This is a genomic window from Rhodoferax sp. ZS1R8 (assembly GCF_056521325.1).
In genome coordinates, this window is sequence record NZ_JBWMBA010000001.1 from 388418 (window position 1) to 406307 (window position 17890).

Sequence of the window (17890 nt, forward strand, 5' to 3'; positions counted from 1 at the left end):
AAGGATGGGTTGGACTGTGAAGCACGCTCTCAAACATACGGCCCGCACGCTGGCTGCCCTCGCGCTGCTGAGCGCATTCCATGCCCATGGCGCCAGTGCCTTTGACGCCACGATCAACCGCCTGTTCATCGCTTCTGTCTCGGTGAACGGGGCCACCTACCAGAACGTGTCGGCCACGATCAACTCCTACTCGCTGCTGGGCGTGGACAACGGCACTCCAGGCGCCGACGCCTTCAACCCGGCCAACAACCTGCTGACACTGGGCTCGGTGGTCTTTCAAGGCAACACCTTCAACAATGTGCGGGTGCAACTGAACTCATTCACGCTGCTGGCGGCTACGCTGGTGACAAGTTCCAGCACGCCAACGACACCAACAACGCCGACGACGCCAACAACCCCAACCACGCCAACCACGCCAACCACGCCGCCAACCCCCACCACCCCCACAACACCGGGCGGCACGCTGACTGCAGCCAATACCTGCAACCTGTCCAATTTTCAGACGGACCTGATGGCGCTGATCAACCAGGCCCGTTCCAGCAGCCGGACCTGTGGCAACACGACCTTCCCGGCCGTGCCCGCGCTGGCGTGGAACAGCAAGTTGTTTGATGCGTCGGCGGGGCATTCGGCCGACATGGCGAACCAGAACTATTTCTCGCATACCAGCCTGGACGGCCGCACCTTCGACCAGCGCATCACAACGGCTGGCTACGGCTGGTCACGCCTGGGTGAAAACATCGCCGCGGGCCAGGGCAACGTGGCCGCGGTGATGTCGGGCTGGTTGGCCAGCCCCGGGCATTGCTCCAACATCATGGGCGCCAACTTCACCGAAGTGGGCGTGGCTTGCGTCATCAACAACAGCTCGACCTACCGCACCTACTGGACGATGGATCTGGGCAAACCGTAGCACTGAGGGGTTTCACCGCCCGGCCACCGTGGGGCCATATTTTGCTACGTGTAATCCGCTAGCGACATCAAGCGCGCCCGCACGCTCTTGCCCTTGACCTTGCCAGCATTCAGCTTGACGCAGGCTTGTTTGGCGATATCCCGTGTCACGGCGACAAAGGTGCTGAACTCGGTCACCTGGATCTTGCCAATCTGCTCTCGCGTGTAGGCCGGGCCGCCCTCTTCGCTCGTCAGCGCGCCCAGCACGTCGCCGGGGCGGATCTTCTCTTTGCGGCCACCCAAAATCTGCACTGTGACCATGGGTGGCAACAAGGGGCCGTCGCCAGTGGGCGTCAGTTCATCCACCTTGTGCCAGACCGAAGGCTTGTTCTGGTACTGCTCAATTTTTCCGATGCGGCCCATGTCATTCATGATGGCCAGGCTGAGCGCCAGGCCTGTTGCGCCGGCCCGGCCCGTGCGACCGATGCGGTGCACGTGCACTTCGGGGTCGGGCGTGATGTCGACGTTGATGACTGCTTCTAGTTGGTTGATGTCCAAGCCTCTTGAGGCCACGTCGGTCGCCACCAGCACGGAACAGCTGCGGTTGGCAAACTGGGCCAGCACCTGGTCGCGCTCGCGCTGCTCCAGTTCGCCATACAGCGCCAGCGCATAAAAACCTTCTGCCTGCAACAGCGTCACCAGATCCTTGCACTGCTGCTTGGTGTTACAAAAGGCCAGCGTACTCACGGGCCTGAAATGCCGCAACAGCTGGCCCACGGTGTGCAGTCGGTTGGGTTGGGTCACCTCATAAAAACGCTGCTCGATAAGACTCTCGGTCTTGGGTGGTGCCACTTCCACACGCTGGGGGTCACGCATGAACTGCTTGGCCAGTTTTTCAATGCCCTCGGGATACGTGGCCGAGAACAACAGCGTCTGGCGATTGGCAGGACACTGCTTGGCGACCTTGGCAATATCGTCGAAAAAGCCCATGTCCAGCATGCGGTCGGCCTCGTCCAGCACCAGCGTGTTCAGCCCCTCCAGCGTCAGGTAGCCTCGCTCCAGGTGGTCCATGATGCGGCCGGGTGTGCCCACCACCACGTGTGCGCCATGCTCCAGGCTGGCACGCTGGCCGCGCAGCGCAACGCCGCCACACAGCGTCACGACCTTGATGTTTTCTTCGGCCCGCGCCAGGCGGCGGATTTCGACCGTCACCTGGTCGGCCAGTTCGCGCGTAGGGCACAGCACCATGGCCTGCACCGCAAACCAGCGCGGGTTGAGCTTGGCCAACAGTGCCAATGCAAAGGCGGCTGTCTTGCCGCTGCCGGTCTGGGCCTGGGCGATCAGGTCGCTGCCTGCCAGTGCAATCGGCAGGCTGGCGGCCTGGATGGGCGTCATGTCGCTGTAGCCAAGCTGCTGCAAATTGGCCAGGGCGGCGGGGCTCAGCGCCAAATTGGCAAAGCTCGTCGGGGGGGATGCGTCAGGCGCGGTGGTCTTGGATGTCATGCCCAATTATCGGGCAGTGCAAGGGCATCGGCCAGAGCGTTACAGTGGACGCATCCATCAAAAGAAGATCCCGCAATGACCGCACTGCATATCTCCACCCAATTCGACTCCGGCGCGATCGACGTGCTGAGCCTGGACAGCCCCACCAACATCCAGCTCAACATCCGCGCTGACAACGCCAGCACATTCGCCCAGTGGTTCCACTTCGCGCTGCACGGCGCGGCCGACAAACCCGTCACGCTGCGCTTCATGAATGCCGGCGCCTGTGCCTACCCGGACGGCTGGGAGGGATACCGCGTCGTGGCCAGCTACGACCGCCAGAACTGGTTTCGCATCCATACAGAGTTTGACGGCACGGTGATGACGGCCCGCACCACACCGGCTTGCAATTGCATGTACTTTGCGTACTTCGAACCCTATTCCTACGAGCAGCACCTGGACTTGTTGGCCACCGCCGCCCAGTCCCCGCACGTAGACCTGCACCGCCTGGGCAGCACGCTGGACGGCCGCGACATGACGGCCCTGCGCATCACCAACGCCCACAGCGCCACAGCGCTGGAGCTGAAGAAAAAGGTCTGGATGATTGCGCGCCAGCACCCCGGCGAGACCATGGCCGAATGGTTTGTCGAAGGCTTTCTGGAGCGCCTGCTGGATCCGGACGATGCCGTCAGCCGCGTGCTGCTGGACCGCTGCGTCTTCTACGTCGTGCCCAATATGAACCCCGACGGCGCCGTGCGCGGCAACCTGCGCACCAACGCCGCCGGCGCCAACCTGAACCGCGAATGGGCCACGCCCAGCATGGAGACATCGCCCGAGGTCTTTCTGGTGCGCCAGCACATGCAAAAGACCGGCGTCGACCTGTGCCTGGACGTGCACGGTGACGAAGGCCTGCCCTACAACTTTGTCGTCGGCTCCGAAGGCAACCCAGGTTACACCGAAGGCATCGCGATGCTGGAAAACACCTTCAAGTCCGCCTGGCTGGCCAATTGCCCGGATTTCCAGGACCAGTTCAACTACGGCCGCAGCGCGCCAGGCACCGCCAACCCGACACTGGCGACCAACTGGATCGCCCAAAATTTTGGCTGCTTGGCGCTGACGGTAGAGATGCCGTTCAAGGACAACGCCCAACTGCCCGAACTGGAAACCGGATGGAGTGGCGGCCGCTCGCGCAAGCTGGGTGGCAGCGTGTTGCAGCCACTGTTGGCGATGGTGTAGAAATGCTATTGATTTCGTAGCTGCTTACACCCATCCGGCGAGGGCTACCGGCTGATTTGGCTCACAAGAATAAATTTGCCATGATTTTAGAATATTTGTTCTAGAACATTTATACTGGATGCATGCCCCACACCAAAAGCATCCCCCACCCCACCGCAGCCGAACTGGATCTGCTGCGCGTCCTTTGGCGCACCAGCCCTGCCGACGCCAAACAGGTGCATGAAGCCCTGCTGACCGAGCGCCCGGACGCCACTTACGCCACCGTGCTGCGCCAGCTGCAGGTCATGCACGGCAAGGGCCTGCTGAGCCGCGACGAGAGCCAGCGTCCGCAGCGCTACGCGCCGGCGCACCAGCAGGACAAGCTGCAAACCCATTTGCTAAAAGACCTCATCGCCAAGGCCTTCTCCGGCTCAGGCAAAGCCCTGGTGCTGGCCGCGCTGAAGGGCCATGTCAGCGCCAAGGAACGCGCCGACATCCAGAAACTGCTGCACACCAGCCAGGACGACGCCGCATGAGCCCGCTTGCCATGGAATCATTCGTGCCCGCCCTGGGCTGGGCGCTGCTGCACTTTGTATGGCAAGGCCTGTTGGTCGGCGCGATGACCTGGCTGGCACTGGCCGTGTTGCGCAATGCCAGTCCACGCTGGCGCTATGCCGTGTGTGCAACGGCGCTGGCCAGCTGCCTGGGCCTGCCCCTGCTACACATGGGCTGGATGCTGGCCACGGTCGATGCGTTGGCTCCGCCAAACTTTCAACTACCCGACGCGCTGGAATCCATTCGCCTGCAACTGCCGGCACTGGTCGCCGCCTGGAGCCTGGGCGTGGGCCTGATGGCGCTGCGCCTGGGTGCCGGCCTGGCCTGGGTCGGTGTGCTGCGCCGCCGTGCTGCCCCAGCCCCTGCGGCGTGGCAGGCGCGGCTGGATGCGCTGGCTGTACGTCTGGGCCTGCAGCGCAGGGTGCTGCTGCAGGTGCTGCCAGATCTGGCCAGCCCTATCACCGTTGGCTTTCTGCGCCCCCTGGTGCTGGTGCCCACTGCGCTACTCAGCGGCATGCCGGTACCGTTGCTGGAGGCACTGCTGGCCCACGAGCTGGCCCATGTGCGCCGCTGGGATTATCTGGCCAACCTGCTGCAAAGCGTGGTCGAGGCCCTGCTGTTCTTTCACCCCGTCGTGTGGTGGCTGTCAACCCGCATGCGGGATGCGCGCGAAGAGGTGGCCGACGCGCTGGCTGCCGACGCGCTGGGCGACCCGCGGCGCCTGGCCCGGGCCCTGCACGCATTGGCGCTGCAGCCCACGCCCCCTGCAACACCCACCCTTGCGATGGCTGCCAACGGCGGAAAATTGCTTCACCGATTGGAACGACTGATGGCACCCCAACCCACCCACACCGCTGCCTGGAAAATGGCATTGCCCGCGCTGCTGCTGGCCAGCAGCAGCTTGTGGGTGCAAGCCAGCAGCACCCCGCCGGCTGGCCCTGTACAGGCGGTGGCCCAGCCTGTTGCTGTGGCGAATGCAACCGGTGCGACGACTGCGCATACCGCGCCAAGCGCTCCCACCGCGACACCCGTCGTGGCCACCCCGCTGGCCACCGCACCCCAGCTGCTGCAGCTGCCCATCAACGCCAAGCACGCGCTGGTGCTGGAAGACGGCACGGGCCGCGTCGTCATGGCCAAGGATGCCGACGCCGCTGTGCCCATCGCCTCCATCACCAAGCTGGTCACGGCCATGGTGGTGCTGGACGCCAGGCCCAATCTGCAGGAGACGCTGCGCATCGCCCAGGACGATGTAGACATGCTCAAGCACAGTGGCTCGCACCTGCGGGTCGGTGCGAAGATGACACGCCTGGCCGCACTGAAGCTGGCGCTGATGCAGTCCGAAAACCGCGCCGCCGCCGCGCTAGCGCGCTACTACCCCGGCGGCACACCTGCCTTCGTGCAGGCCATGCAGGCCAAGGTGCGCAGCCTGGGCCTGACCCGCACGGCGTTTGCCGACCCCACGGGCCTTTCGCCGGCCAATATGTCCACCGCCACCGAGGTCGCCAAGATTGCGTTGGCCGCGTCCCGCTACCCCGAGATCACCCGCATCACCAGCGACCGCAGCGACACCGTGCCCGTCAGCGGCCGTGCCCGCGCTGTGCACAACACCAACAAACTGGTGGGCGGCAGTGGCTGGGATATTGAGCTCTCCAAAACCGGCTACACCGACGAGGCCGGCCGATGCCTGACGATGCGCATGAAGAGCGGCACCAAGCGGTTCACCGTAGTACTGCTGGATGCCGATGGCTCGGCCCATCGGCTGCGCGATGCAGCCCGCATCCGGGCCTCACTGGCCAAGCTGCGCACCTGATTCCCCCTTAACCCACCCGGGCTGTGCCCGGTAACTCCAGAACCACCATGCAACGCCGCAATTTTCTGGCCGCAGGCGCAGCCACGCTCGCCGCCCTGCCCGTCTCCAGCCACGCACTGACCGCTGCGCCACCCGACGCTCCAGCCACGCCGCCCGCACCACCCGAAGCGCAGCGCCACTTCGCCGCCCCGCAAGCTCTGGCCCCGGTGCGCGCCAGCACGGACCGCATCATCGATACCACGGTGTGCCTGCGGCCCTTTCGCGCCCAGGGCCCCCGCATGGAGTCTGAGCGCCGCTACGGCAAGACAATCGTTCACCACTACGGCCACGGTGGCAGCGGCTGGTCGCTGTCCTGGGGTTCGGCCCAGCAGGCCTTGCCGCTGATACTGGCCACGGGCCAGCGCCAGATCGCCGTGATTGGCTGCGGTGCCATCGGCCTGACCACGGCGCGGGTTGCGCAACTCCACGGCCTCAAGGTCCGCATCTACTGCAAGGAACGTCCGCCCGAAGTCGCGTCCACGTTCGCCACTGGCACCTGGTCCCCCGATTCACGTATCTGCACCACCGAGCACGCCACGCCAGCGTTCAGCCAGCGCTGGGAGCACATGGCCCGCCACTCGTTCAAAACCTACCAAAGCCTGCTGGGCCTGGCAGGCAACCCCGTGGAGTGGCGCGACGGCTATGTGCTGTCGGACATCCCGTTTGACCAGCCCTTGGACATCGAAGATGACGAGCCGGACTACCCGGACCTGCATGCGCAACTGGCAGACATCCGGCCCAAGGCCGTGCTGCTCAAAAACGGGGAACACCCATTTCGCGTGCCCCACGTCAAGCGCTTCACACAAATGAATTTCAACATCTCCAGCTACCAGCGCCTGCTGATGGATGATTTCCTGCGGGCCGGAGGCGATATCGTGCAGCGCAACTTTGCACACGCCAGCCAGTTTGCCGAGCTGCGCGAGCACGCCGTCGTCAACTGCACGGGTTATGGCGCACGGGCGCTGCTGGGTGACACCTCCGTCATCCCCGTGCGGGGCCAGATCACGCGCCTGGTGCCGCAGTCCGAGGTGGACTATGCGCTGGTCTACCGGGGCCACAACCTTTTCATGCTGTCGCGACGCGACACCTTGCTGGTGCAGGCCCAGGGCGCGCACGACTTCGGCAACGACGACACCCGCGTGGACCGCGCTTTGTCTTTGGCCGCTACCGAGCGCCTGGCCGCAGTTTTCGCCTGAGTGCGCACAAACCGGTCTGTGCTTTGCCGCACGGGCTGGCGCGGACTGCGCTGCTATGGTCGCCGGTGACAACAACACCGACACCCCCCGACCCAATTCGGGGGGCTTTTCCATGATCGACGACCTCGTAACCTACTTACAAATTTCACCTTGGCCTTTGCAGCCCGACGTTATCTTTTGGTCCGCACTCACGCTGGTATTGGGCGGCTGCTTGGGCGAGCTGGTGTTTCGCAAGGCTGGCTTGCCCCGCATCATTGGCTACAGCGCCATTGGCATGGTGATTGCGGCGCTGGGCGAGGGCGCGGGTGCGCAGCACCCCAGCGGTGTGATCCGTGTCATCGTCGACCTGGCGCTGGGCCTGCTGCTGTTTGAGCTGGGCAGCCGTGTCAACCTGCGCTGGCTGCGGGCCAACCCTGCGCTGCTGTGTACCGGTCTGGCTGAGGGCCTGTTCAGCGCGCTGGCTGTTTATGCGTCACTGCGGCTGCTGGGCATGGGCGTGAACGTGGCCCTGGCTTGCGCGACGATGACGATGGCCACCTCCTCATCGGTCATCGGGCGCGTTTCCAGCGAACTGCATTCTGCCGGTCAAGTCACGGAACGCATGATCATGCTGACAGCGTTGAACACGCTGACTGCCGTACTGCTGCACAGGCTGGTGATTGCGTGGCTACACCTGGACGGCAGCGGCGACTGGATGCTGGCAGTCACCCAACCGCTGTACACCTTTGGCGGTTCGTTTCTACTGGCGGCCCTGCTGTGCGGCCTGGTCTCGTGGGTGGCCCGGCGGCTCGACCTGCGCGACGAAAACTCGGTGCTGCTGTTGCTCGGCATGATTTTGCTGACGCTGACCGCCGCGCGCATGCTGAACCTGTCTACGCTACTGGTGCCGTTGCTGGCCGGTGTGCTGCTGCGCAATACCTCGCACCGGCCGTGGATATGGCCGCGCCACTTTGGCACTGCCGGCGGCGTGCTGGTGCTGATGCTTTTCGTGATCGTCGGTGCTGCATGGTCCTTGCCGGCGCTGGCGCTGGGCGGCGTGGCTGCGTTGGTGCTGTTGCTGGTGCGTACGCTGTCCAAGGGGGTTCTGGTGGCCGCCGGCGCGCACTGGAGTGGCATCAGCCTGCGCCAGTCACTGGCGCTGTCTCTGACGCTGACGCCGATTTCGGGGACTGCTCTGGTGCTGTTTGCCGACCTGCAACTCAGCCACCCGGAGTTTGCGACGCGGGTTGGGCCGGTGGTTTTCAGCGCCATTGCCATCATGGAACTCATAGGCCCCGTCATCGTTCAGTGGGGCCTGCGCATAGCAGGCGAACTGCCAAGCCGCTCGACAACTTCAACCAAAGGAGCACAAGCATGAGCAGCCTGGGCCCTTTCGCAGAATCCCAGGCCCTGAGCATGGGCGTGGAGCTGGAGTTGCAAATCGTCAACCTGCACGATTTCGATCTGAGCCCCGGCTCCGACGACTTGTTGCGCCTGGTCGGCAAGCGCAAGTTGCCGGGCCTGGTGACACCCGAGATCACCGACAGCATGATTGAGTTGTGCACCGGTGTCTGCACGACCCACGCCGAGGTACTGTCGCAGTTGACCGAGATCCGCGATGCGCTGGTGCAGTGCGCAGAGCAGTTGAACCTGGGCCTGTGTGGCGGCGGCACGCATCCGTTCCAGCACTGGAGCGAACGCCGCATCTACGACACGCCACGCTTCCACCGCGTGGCCGAGTTGTATGGCTACCTCTCCAAGCAGTTCACGATCTTCGGCCAGCACGTGCACATCGGTTGCCCCAGCCCGGACCAGGCGCTGGTGCTGCTGCACGGCCTGTCGCGCTTCATACCGCACCTGATTGCGCTGTCGGCCTCGTCGCCATTTGTGCAGGGCACCGACACCGGCTTCCACTCGGCAAGGCTGAATTCAGTCTTCGCGTTTCCGCTGTCGGGCCGCGCGCCGTTTGTGCTGACCTGGGAAGAGTTCCAGCACTACTTCGACAAGATGGCGCGTACCGGTGTCGTCAAGAGCATGAAAGACTTCTACTGGGACATACGCCCCAAGCCCGAGTACGGGACGATCGAGGTGCGCGTGCTGGACACGCCGCTGACCATCCACAAGGCTGCAGCCATGGCCGGCCTGGTGCAGTGCCTGGCACGCTGGATCAGCATGGAGCGGCCGTTCGAACCGGCAGAAGACGACTACCTGCCCTACACCTTCAACCGTTTTCAGGCCTGCCGCTTCGGGCTGGACGGCACCTTCGTAGACCCCAAGACGGGCGAGCACCGCACGCTGCGCGAGGACATCTACACGACGCTGGCCGCACTGGCGCCGCATGCGACGGCGCTGCACGCCGAGAACGCGCTGTCGCTGATACGCGGCGAACTGGCCGGCCTGGGCAACGATGCAACCTGGCTGCGCGGTGTGGCCGAGCGGGAGCACCTGCTGCCCGAGGTGGTGCGCCAGCAATGCCGGCGCTGGGCTGGGCAGCCGGCCTAGCCCAAGTTGCCTGCGGGTAGCTTCTGGCGGCTCCCACTCGCGGCGTCGATTCGACGGTTCAGGTGTCCCGAATCGCGCTTGGCAGGGTTGGCTCTGTTAAACGGACGCGCGAGGCGGCTCAATAGCAGGGCGGATAGCTGCAATTTTGCCGCTACGCCCTTTCGCTAAACAGAGCCAACGAGAACATGACCGATATGACCCACCGGAACACTTCGCCTTCTTTCCCAGGACGCCGAGCGGCCCTGGTCTCTATTTTGGGTGCAGCCGCTGCAGCGGCCTGCGGCGGCGGTGGCAGCGGCGGCTCGACGCAGTCTGCGGGTTCACCATCGGCTGCATCACCACCGCTACCGCCATCGCCATCGACCCCTGCACAACCACCACAGCCATTGCCCAAGCGGCTCTCACTCAGTGGCGCAAGCTTGCTGGCTCCCGACGGTAGACCCGCCGTGTTACGGGGCATAAACGAGGGCACTTGGGGCGAGATGCAGAGTTCAGATGCAGCCGCTATCGCCGCCCAGGGTGGCACCGTAGTCAGGGTGTTGATACGCTGGTGGGGCCTGTACGGCAGCCCCGACGTAGAGAGCCGCGCCGACGCCTCACCCGGGCACTTTCAGACCGACCACCTGACGCGCTTCTTGCGTGAGGTGCAGTGGTGCATCGACGCCGGCCTGTGGGTAATTCCCGTCATCGACTCCAACTGCGGCCAGAGCGGCACGCAGAGCCCCGGCATGGTCAACTACTGCGACCCACGCGGCAGTTACCCCGGTGGTCGAAACTTCTGGACCGACTTGAGCCAACGACAGCTGTTCAAGGAGGCCTGGGTTTACCTGGCGGGCATCCTCAAGAACTATCCGCAGATCGCCTTCTACGAGTTGCTGCCGGAGCCGCTAGCCGCACGGGACGCCGCCCACGGCGCCGAGGTGTCTGCCTTTTACCAGGAGCTGATGGTCGCCATTGAAGACCTGGCCGGCGACACGCGCACCCCCTTTCTGGTGGGCGCACGCGACGGTTACAACATCACTCTATGCGATGAGGCGTATATCCCTGCCAGCCGCTGGACTAACCGTGTGGTGTACACGGGCAACCTGTTCCTGCGTACGGGGAATAGCCAGCTGGACAACATCGCCAATCTGGAATCCCGCCTGGGCGCCCTGGTAGCCATGCGTGCGGCGCGCGGCGTGCCGGTTTTCATCCAGCAGTTCGGCGTGCGCACGGGTGATGACCCCACAGCGTTCTACCTGGACGCTGGCCTTGCGCGCATGAACGCCGCAGCCGTGGGCTACACAGGCTGGCAATGGCGGCAGAACACGACCAACGCCGACGAATACGCGATCGTCGTGCGGGATGCCCGCACCGGAGCCGACGTGGTGAAAACCCAGATACTGGCGGTCTACTCGCGCTACTGGCGGGCCAGCGGCCCTGCCGCCTAACTGCTCGCCGACAACCGGGGTTTCATCGCTGTACACAGGTATCCTTCACATGCTACCGTGTGCCCATGCTGACACCTGAACAACAAGCGACGTACCAACGCGACGGCTACCTCGTGTTGCCCGACTTTAAATCGCCCCAAGCCCTGCAGGCGCTGCGCCAGCGGGCGGGGGACATCGTCAACGACTTTGTGCCGCCGGCAACCAAGACCATTTTCACAACCAACCAGCAGGTGCGCTCGGTCGACCGCTACTTCCTGGACTCTGCCACCAACACGAGCTGCTTCTTTGAAGAAGAGGCCTTTTGGCCCAATGGCGAACTGCGCCAGGCCAAGGCACTGTCCATCAACAAGATAGGGCACGCCATGCACGACCTGGACCCCGTGTTCTCAAGCTTTTCACGCGGGCCAGAGCTGCAGCAAGTCGCCCATGGCCTGGGTCTTGCGCAGCCAGAACTCTGGCAGTCCATGTACATCTTCAAGCAACCCGGCATCGGTGGTGAGGTGGGGTGGCACCAGGACGCCACGTTCTTCGAGACCACACCGATCACCGTGACGACCTTCTGGTTTGCACTGGAAGACGCGACCGTCCACAACGGCTGTTTATGGACGCAGCCCGGGGAGCACCGCAGCCCGCTGCGTGAACGCTTCGTGCGCCACGGCGATGAGGTCGCCATGCAAAAACTGGACGCTACGCCGTGGCCCGACACCACGACCGCCATTCCGCTGGAAGTAGAGGCAGGCGCGTTGGTAGTGTTTCATGGCCTGCTACCGCACTACAGCGCGCCCAACCGCTCCAGCGCGTCACGCCACGCGTATACGCTGCATGTGACGGACGCGACCGCACACTATTGCGCTGCCAACTGGATCCAACGCGGCGCGGACATGCCGGTGAGTGGGTTCTGACGAGCAGCCCCACCCCAAGCTTGACGCTCGCAGCGAGAATTTGCTTCAAATTTGATAGCTGCTCACGCTTATCCCATTAGGGCTATAGCCGTAATGTTGAAGCCTGCCATGTCGCTGCACATTCACCGAGGAATTCCAAAAGTGCCTGCGGGTCAACGGGCTTTACCAGGTGCCGAGAGAAGCCGGCGTCCAAAGCGGCGGCGCGATCTTCGGGTTGCCCATAGCCGGTCAGCGCAGCCAGTATTGGACCCGGGTTCACCGAACGCCGAATTGTTCTGGCTACTTCATAGCCGGTGATGTCCGGAAGCCCAATGTCGAGCACAGCTGCGTGGAACCGCTTGCGTTGGGCAGCCTTGACCCCCTCGAGACCCGTGTGGACGACCACGGTCCGATGACCATAAGCCTGCAAAAGAACGGCCAGCGTTTCGACCGCATCTACATTGTCATCGACCAAAAGCACGTCTAGTGAATCATTGCCCGCGTGGGATCGATCTGCCGCTGGCGCGGCGGTGCCACCACGTCCTGGCTCTTGGTACATCGGCAGAGTGACAGAGAAACGGCTGCCTTTGCCAACGCCCTCGCTTTCAACAGACACGGTTCCTCCATGCAGTTCAACCAAGCCCTTGACGACTGCCAAGCCAAGACCCAGCCCGCCTTGCGATCGATCCGTGCTGCGCTCGGCTTGGCTGAAGGGTTCAAATACATGGGGCAAGAGTTGGGCCGATATACCCATACCAGAATCGCTCACGACGATCGTGACTTGACTTCCCGAACTGAGGACTTCGATGCGGATCGACGCCTGCGGTGGCGAATATTTGGCTGCGTTGTCGAGCAGATTTGTCACGATTTGGATTAACCGCAACGGACTACCAAGTACATAAGTGCCCAGGTGGCAGTTGTCCAGAGAAAGCCGATGCTTCTTCAGCTCCAAGAGTGGGCGCACTTGTTCGACGGCATTGGCGATGGCGCTTGCCAAGTCCACTCTCTCCTTGTCAAGCGTGATCGCACCGTGGGTGACGCGTGACACGTCCAGAAGATCATCCAGCAGCCCTGTCATGTGGCTCACCTGGCGTGCAATCACCTCGCTGGCCCGATTGATGCTGGGGTCGGGGCTGTTCAGCAGCCGCAGGAGCTCCGCTGCATTGCGGATGGGGGCCAGCGGGTTGCGCAGCTCGTGCGCCAGCATCGCCAGAAACTCGTCCTTCCGGCGATCGGCATCGCGCAACTCTGCTTCGGCTTTTTTCAGGGGGGTGACGTCGGTATTGGTACCAAACCACTGAATCACTTTGCCGTCCGCATCGCGCAGCGGTGCGACAAGGGTGTAGAACGGCCTGAAAACTCCGTCCGCTCCGCGCAGCGGGAAAGTCATCTCAAATGGCTGTCCGGTTTCGATCGATGCGGTCCAGCGCTCCAGAACGAGCGGCAATGTGTCGGGGTTGTGCACGGACTGCCAACCCCAGCCTTCCATCTGGCTTGGCGTTGTACCGGTATAGGCATACCAGCGGTCGTTGTACCAATTGATCCAGCCGTCGGCGTTGGCGATCCACACCAGGTTGGGGACCATATTGGCGAGTTGCGTGAGCCGCTCCTCACTTTGCCGCAGCGCCTGGTCCGCCTGTTTCCTGGGCGTGATGTCTGCGGCCGTGCCCACCACCCGTATGGGCAGACCGTTGACAGTCTGCACGCGGCCTGTGAATTCGACCCATCGGATCTCGCGATCAGGCAGCCGGTGAATGCGCCCTTCAAAGTGGAACGGCTGCGCTCTCTCAAGCGTTGCAGCCATCGATTCAGCAAAGGCTGCAGCATCTTCTGGAACCACGAACTCTGACGCAAATTGAGCTGCGTTGAGCGGCATACCCCCCCTATGGATACCAAAGATATCGAACGGAATGTCGTTGTGCCAGACCACCGTATCGTTGGCAAGCTCCCAGGTATACAAACCCAAACCGCCCGCATCTGCAGCCAGTTGGGTACGCTCATTGCTGGCCCGCAAGGCTTCTTCGGCGCGGCGTCGCTCCGTGGCGTCGGTAAATGTAATGACCGACCCCGTGTTACGCCCTGCGACGATCATGGGATTGACGGAGTACGAAACGGGCACTGCGGAACCGTCCTTGTGCCAGAAAACTTCGTCATCCACTCTGATGAAGGTACCCGCCCGGGACGCGATTCCAATCTTGCATTCTTTCTGGGGGTAATGGGATCCGTCGGGACGGTGGTGGTGGATAACGTCATGGATAGGGCGTCCAACCAGTTCGTCCGCCTGGTATCCCAGCATGCGGGCGCCGGCATTGTTCAGGAAGATGCATGTGCTGTCTGGCGCCATGCCGTAGATGCCCTCGGCCGAGGAATTCAATAGCAGCGCGAATCTTTCCGTGCTTTCGCGGACTGCCCGCTCGGCGGCTTCGGCTTCCTTCTGGAGCGCCTGACCACGGATGGCGGCCTCCCTGGCAACTTGTACTTCCCGCTGTGCAGTGATGTCGTGCATGGATACCACAGCACCGTGCTTGCGACCATCCGCATCGATCAAGGGCCCGCCACTCGCACTGAGCAGCCGTTGCTGTCCATCCATTTGTGCGACGACCATCTCGGCATCGCGCACGTGCTCGCCAGCCAGCGCACGCACCAACGGTATCTCGTTGACAGGTAGGGCGGTGACCCCGTCGGCTCGGTACAACGAGTAGTGCGCCGACCACTGCTCCCGCGGTAGGCCTTCTTCCGTCAAGCCGTGGAGTTCGCGGCTGGCTCGGTTGAAAATGGTGAGGTTGCCGTCAGAGTCGCAGGCCACGATGGCGTCTTCGACAGAATCCAGGACGCCGGCCAAAAATGCCAGATCACTGGTGCTTTTCTGCCGGGCAAAGTCCAGCGCAAGCTTGGTGCTGTACAAGTCTAGGTACTGGGTAAGCCTTGCCTTCAACAAATCCGGCAGTATGGGCTTGGTCATCACATCCACGGCGCCGAGCGCGAGGGCTTCGCAGGTAACCGCGTCGCCCCAAGCCGGAGGAATCAAAAACAGAATGGGTGTTCCAGCCGCCGACGCACGGAGGATGCGGGCCGTCTCAAGAGCATCGACGTCTGCTGAGGACACATCCAGCACGACGAGCGCAAAGCCCCCACGCTTGGACTGGCTGACCGCCTCTTCATGCGATGCAAAAACGACAGAGCACTTTCCCAATGTTGTCAGCACCTGATGCGCCTGGAGTGCATCCGGTTGGCCAGGCCCGATGAGCAAAACTTTCACTTCTTCACAATTGGACATGGCTTTTACAAGTAGGGACGCGCAATGCTATCGGGAGCACTGGTGCGGTACTGTGCGATTGCGCACTACACCAGGATCAGGCAACAGATCTTACTGTCCTAGGCACACACCCTGGGATGGGTGAGATGCCATACTGGCCCAGTTTGAAACCGACTGTAAAGCGCGACTTATGGTCCCGTTGGCAGCTGACATGCTCACTCCTCTATGCAGATTCCGATGCGATTGAGCCGATTGTCCTGCTGGATGACGGGGTGTAAGAAATGCCACCCAGCACCGACCAAATGGCATACCTATGATCTTTCTTGATTAAAAATTCAGCTTTTTCCTATGCACGCCACCCTTCCTTTGCTCGTATCCACCGATTTCCCGGCGCTTCGGCGCGCACAGGTCACCACGTTGCAGGTGAATCTGGGTTACCAGTGCAACCAAAGCTGCCTGCATTGCCATGTGGCAGCCGGGCCTCATCGCACGGAAATGATGGATCTGGAGACCGTGGAACAGGTGCTGCAGGCGCTGGTGGTGCGCAACATCGACACCTTGGACCTGACCGGTGGCGCGCCAGAGCTGAACGAGCACTTTCGCTACCTGGTCACCCGCGCGCGCCATTTGGGGGTGCGTGTCATTGACCGCTGCAACCTCACCATTCTGTCCGAGCCGGGCCAGGAGACATTGGCCGTCTTTTTAGCGACGGCGGGGGTGGAGGTGGTGGCCTCGTTGCCTTGCTACTCGGTTGACAATGTCGACCGGCAGCGCGGCGAAGGCGTGTTTGACCGCAGCATTGCCGGCCTGCAGGCACTCAACGCGTTGGGATACGGACAAGAAGGCTCCAGTCTGGTGCTCAACCTGGTCTATAACCCCCAAGGCGCCGTGTTGCCGCCACCGCAGGGACCGCTTGAGGCCGACTACAAGCGCGAACTGATGCAGCATTTCAACATTCGATTCAATCAGCTCTTTGCGCTGACCAACATGCCGATTCAGCGCTTTGGCAGCACCCTGGTGTCCAAAGGCACCTTTGGCGACTACATGCAACTGTTGAAAGCCGCCTACCAGCCGCACAACCTGCCAACAGTGATGTGCCGCAGCATGCTCAGTGTGGACTGGCAAGGCTTCTTGTATGACTGCGACTTCAATCAGATGCTGGGCCTGGCAACGCCTTTGGGTCAGAAGACCCGGTCGCACCTCAAAGACCTGCTGGCGCACGACCCGGCTGGCGGTGCTATTCGGGTTGCCGACCACTGTTATGGCTGCACGGCCGGGCAAGGCAGCAGCTGCGGCGGTGCCATCTCATCCGCCACGTAAAGACGGCGCGGCGCACTTAACCCATGCAACACGGCAAGTTGCGGCTCGCCATGGTGGTGCCGGTTCTGCAGGAGTCGGCGGGCATTGTTGCGTTTTTGCACGCGCTCCTGCCCCTGCGCGCACAGGGCCACCAGGTTATCGTGGTGGATGGGGGCAGCACCGACAACACGGCCGAACTGGCTGCGCCGCTGTGCGACCAGCTGGTACAGGCGCAGCCCGGGCGGGCCTCCCAAATGAACGCCGGGGCAGCGCGGTGTGATGCGGATGTGCTGGTGTTTTTGCATGCCGATACCCAGTTACCAACGACTGCGGTCGTAGATATTCAGCAGTCGATCCAAGCTGGCGCGCTGTGGGGACGCTTCGACGTCCGCATCATCGGGCAATCGCTTTGGCTGCCGGTGGTTGCGCTGTTCATGAACGGGCGCTCCCGTCTTTCTGGCATCGCCACCGGAGACCAAGCCATGTTTGTACGACGCGATACGTTTGAAAGCTTGGGTGGGTTTGCCGTTTTGCCGCTGATGGAAGACATCGAACTGTCCAAACGTTTGCGCCATCTTGCGCGCCCCGCCTGCTTGACCAGCCGAGTACAGACTTCGGGGCGTCGCTGGGATACGCGCGGCCCGTGGCGTACCATTCTTTTAATGTGGCGCCTGCGCTGGCGTTACTGGCGCGGTGAGTCCGCCGCAAGCCTCGCCCGGGCGTACCGATGAACGCCGCGGCATGTATCGTGGTGTTTGCCAAGGCGCCAGTGGCCGGCCTTGCCAAGACCCGTCTTATTCCGGCGCTGGGTGCGCAAGGTGCCGCGAAGCTGGCGCAGCAGTTGCTTGAACACACGGTGGATCAGGCAGTACAAGTGCATGGCGCTGCTGTGGAGTTGTGTATGACCCCCGATCTGCAGGACCCCACGCTGGTGCGTTTATCCAAGCAGTACGGCGTGACCCTCACAGCCCAAGGCGACGGCGACTTGGGGGACCGCATGCACCGGGCATTCCAGCGGGTGCTGCAAACACACGGCGTAGCGATCCTCATCGGCACGGATGCGCCGACGCTGGATGCTGCCATGCTGACGGAAGCGTTGGGCGCATTGGCCACACACGATGCTGTCTTCGTACCAGCGCTGGATGGCGGCTATGCGCTGGTAGGGCTGCGCAAAACGTGCGCTGCGTTGTTCGAGGGCATGGTCTGGAGCACAGCCACCGTGATGCAGGAAACACGCCGCCGCGCTGCCCTGGCGCACATCCACTGGCATGAACTGCCGCCGATCAGCGACATTGACGAACCCGCGGACTTGGTACACGTCCCAACCGCTTGGCTACCCGCTCCGATTGACGTTTAAAAGC

The 17890-nt window shown here is 62.9% G+C and carries 15 protein-coding genes; 12 read left to right on the forward strand and 3 right to left on the reverse strand.

All coding sequences use genetic code 11. From position 1 onward, the window contains the following. Positions 1–16 precede the first annotated feature (16 nt). Positions 17–907: a CAP domain-containing protein gene (locus AC097P_RS01785; RefSeq protein WP_479608648.1), complete on the forward strand. Its 891-nt coding sequence runs from the start codon at positions 17–19 to the stop codon at positions 905–907. Positions 908–951: 44 nt separating this feature from the next. Here AC097P_RS01785 and dbpA read toward each other — a convergent pair whose 3' ends face one another. Further along, a complete protein-coding gene (gene dbpA / locus AC097P_RS01790; protein ID WP_479608649.1) occupies positions 952–2388 on the reverse strand; it encodes an ATP-dependent RNA helicase DbpA in 1437 nt (478 codons plus the stop codon). A gap of 75 nt (positions 2389–2463) precedes the next feature. Here dbpA and AC097P_RS01795 point away from each other — a divergent pair, with 75 nt between their 5' ends. The 6 genes from AC097P_RS01795 to AC097P_RS01820 all read left to right on the forward strand — a co-directional run bounded on the left by AC097P_RS01795 (position 2464) and on the right by AC097P_RS01820 (position 9663). After that, entirely contained in the window at positions 2464–3603 is a 1140-nt protein-coding gene (locus AC097P_RS01795) for a M14 family metallopeptidase (protein ID WP_479608650.1), read from the forward strand. A 122-nt stretch (positions 3604–3725) separates the two neighbouring features. Then, the gene (locus AC097P_RS01800; RefSeq protein WP_479608651.1) at positions 3726–4118 is read left to right on the forward strand and encodes a BlaI/MecI/CopY family transcriptional regulator; all 393 of its coding nucleotides are present in this window, start codon (positions 3726–3728) and stop codon (positions 4116–4118) included. Then, positions 4115–5947 carry a M56 family metallopeptidase gene (locus AC097P_RS01805; RefSeq protein WP_479608652.1) on the forward strand — a complete coding sequence of 611 codons (1833 nt, stop codon included), beginning with the start codon at positions 4115–4117 and terminating at the stop codon, positions 5945–5947. The genes AC097P_RS01800 and AC097P_RS01805 overlap by 4 nt, the downstream gene beginning before the upstream one ends. A 47-nt stretch (positions 5948–5994) precedes the next feature. Next, a complete protein-coding gene (locus tag AC097P_RS01810; protein ID WP_479608653.1) occupies positions 5995–7182 on the forward strand; it encodes an FAD-dependent oxidoreductase in 1188 nt (395 codons plus the stop codon). A gap of 55 nt (positions 7183–7237) precedes the next feature. Beyond that, positions 7238–8539: a cation:proton antiporter gene (locus tag AC097P_RS01815; RefSeq protein WP_479608654.1), complete on the forward strand. Its 1302-nt coding sequence runs from the start codon at positions 7238–7240 to the stop codon at positions 8537–8539. Beyond that, on the forward strand, positions 8536–9663 hold the full coding sequence (locus AC097P_RS01820) for a YbdK family carboxylate-amine ligase (RefSeq protein WP_479608655.1): 1128 nt from the start codon (positions 8536–8538) through the stop codon (positions 9661–9663). Before AC097P_RS01815 ends, AC097P_RS01820 begins: the two co-directional genes overlap by 4 nt. Positions 9664–9814: 151 nt before the next feature. On the opposite strand, the gene AC097P_RS01825 is transcribed toward AC097P_RS01820, so the two are convergent. After that, positions 9815–10123 carry a hypothetical protein gene (locus AC097P_RS01825; protein WP_479608656.1) on the reverse strand — a complete coding sequence of 103 codons (309 nt, stop codon included), beginning with the start codon at positions 10121–10123 and terminating at the stop codon, positions 9815–9817. A 22-nt stretch (positions 10124–10145) separates the two neighbouring features. Between AC097P_RS01825 and AC097P_RS01830 the strand changes: the two genes are divergently transcribed. Both AC097P_RS01830 and AC097P_RS01835 read left to right on the forward strand, forming a co-directional pair. Continuing rightward, positions 10146–11093: a glycoside hydrolase family 5 protein gene (locus tag AC097P_RS01830; protein WP_479608657.1), complete on the forward strand. Its 948-nt coding sequence runs from the start codon at positions 10146–10148 to the stop codon at positions 11091–11093. 65 nt (positions 11094–11158) lie between these two features. Then, positions 11159–11995 (forward strand): phytanoyl-CoA dioxygenase family protein, encoded by an 837-nt coding sequence (locus tag AC097P_RS01835; RefSeq protein WP_479608658.1) that lies wholly within the window; start codon positions 11159–11161, stop codon positions 11993–11995. Positions 11996–12077: 82 nt separating this feature from the next. Here the strand turns inward: AC097P_RS01835 and AC097P_RS01840 are convergent, their stop codons facing one another. Beyond that, positions 12078–15251: a PAS domain S-box protein gene (locus tag AC097P_RS01840; RefSeq protein WP_479608659.1), complete on the reverse strand. Its 3174-nt coding sequence runs from the start codon at positions 15249–15251 to the stop codon at positions 12078–12080. 327 nt (positions 15252–15578) lie between these two features. Here AC097P_RS01840 and arsS point away from each other — a divergent pair, with 327 nt between their 5' ends. Genes arsS through AC097P_RS01855 form a run of 3 tightly spaced genes read left to right on the forward strand, consistent with a single transcriptional unit; the run spans position 15579 to position 17886 of the window. After that, complete coding sequence (arsS, locus tag AC097P_RS01845; RefSeq protein ID WP_479608660.1) at positions 15579–16550, forward strand: arsenosugar biosynthesis radical SAM (seleno)protein ArsS; 972 nt, start codon at positions 15579–15581, stop codon at positions 16548–16550. Between the two features lie 23 nt (positions 16551–16573). Continuing rightward, a complete protein-coding gene (locus tag AC097P_RS01850) occupies positions 16574–17260 on the forward strand; it encodes a TIGR04283 family arsenosugar biosynthesis glycosyltransferase (protein ID WP_479608661.1) in 687 nt (228 codons plus the stop codon). Further along, entirely contained in the window at positions 17257–17886 is a 630-nt protein-coding gene (locus tag AC097P_RS01855; protein WP_479608662.1) for a TIGR04282 family arsenosugar biosynthesis glycosyltransferase, read from the forward strand. Before AC097P_RS01850 ends, AC097P_RS01855 begins: the two co-directional genes overlap by 4 nt. Positions 17887–17890 lie beyond the last annotated feature (4 nt).

Bases quoted from the DNA above. Each gene is read 5' to 3' on its own strand.
- dbpA (WP_479608649.1), bottom strand. From the start codon at position 2,388: ATGACATCCAAGACCACCGCGCCTGACGCATCCCCCCCGACGAGCTTT.
- AC097P_RS01795 (WP_479608650.1), top strand. From the start codon at position 2,464: ATGACCGCACTGCATATCTCCACCCAATTCGACTCCGGCGCGATCGAC.
- AC097P_RS01800 (WP_479608651.1), top strand. From the start codon at position 3,726: ATGCCCCACACCAAAAGCATCCCCCACCCCACCGCAGCCGAACTGGAT.
- AC097P_RS01805 (WP_479608652.1), top strand. From the start codon at position 4,115: ATGAGCCCGCTTGCCATGGAATCATTCGTGCCCGCCCTGGGCTGGGCG.
- AC097P_RS01810 (WP_479608653.1), top strand. From the start codon at position 5,995: ATGCAACGCCGCAATTTTCTGGCCGCAGGCGCAGCCACGCTCGCCGCC.
- AC097P_RS01815 (WP_479608654.1), top strand. From the start codon at position 7,238: ATGGTCGCCGGTGACAACAACACCGACACCCCCCGACCCAATTCGGGG.
- AC097P_RS01820 (WP_479608655.1), top strand. From the start codon at position 8,536: ATGAGCAGCCTGGGCCCTTTCGCAGAATCCCAGGCCCTGAGCATGGGC.
- AC097P_RS01825 (WP_479608656.1), bottom strand. From the start codon at position 10,123: ATGCCCCGTAACACGGCGGGTCTACCGTCGGGAGCCAGCAAGCTTGCG.
- AC097P_RS01830 (WP_479608657.1), top strand. From the start codon at position 10,146: ATGCAGAGTTCAGATGCAGCCGCTATCGCCGCCCAGGGTGGCACCGTA.
- AC097P_RS01835 (WP_479608658.1), top strand. From the start codon at position 11,159: ATGCTGACACCTGAACAACAAGCGACGTACCAACGCGACGGCTACCTC.
- AC097P_RS01840 (WP_479608659.1), bottom strand. From the start codon at position 15,251: ATGTCCAATTGTGAAGAAGTGAAAGTTTTGCTCATCGGGCCTGGCCAA.
- arsS (WP_479608660.1), top strand. From the start codon at position 15,579: ATGCACGCCACCCTTCCTTTGCTCGTATCCACCGATTTCCCGGCGCTT.
- AC097P_RS01850 (WP_479608661.1), top strand. From the start codon at position 16,574: ATGCAACACGGCAAGTTGCGGCTCGCCATGGTGGTGCCGGTTCTGCAG.
- AC097P_RS01855 (WP_479608662.1), top strand. From the start codon at position 17,257: ATGAACGCCGCGGCATGTATCGTGGTGTTTGCCAAGGCGCCAGTGGCC.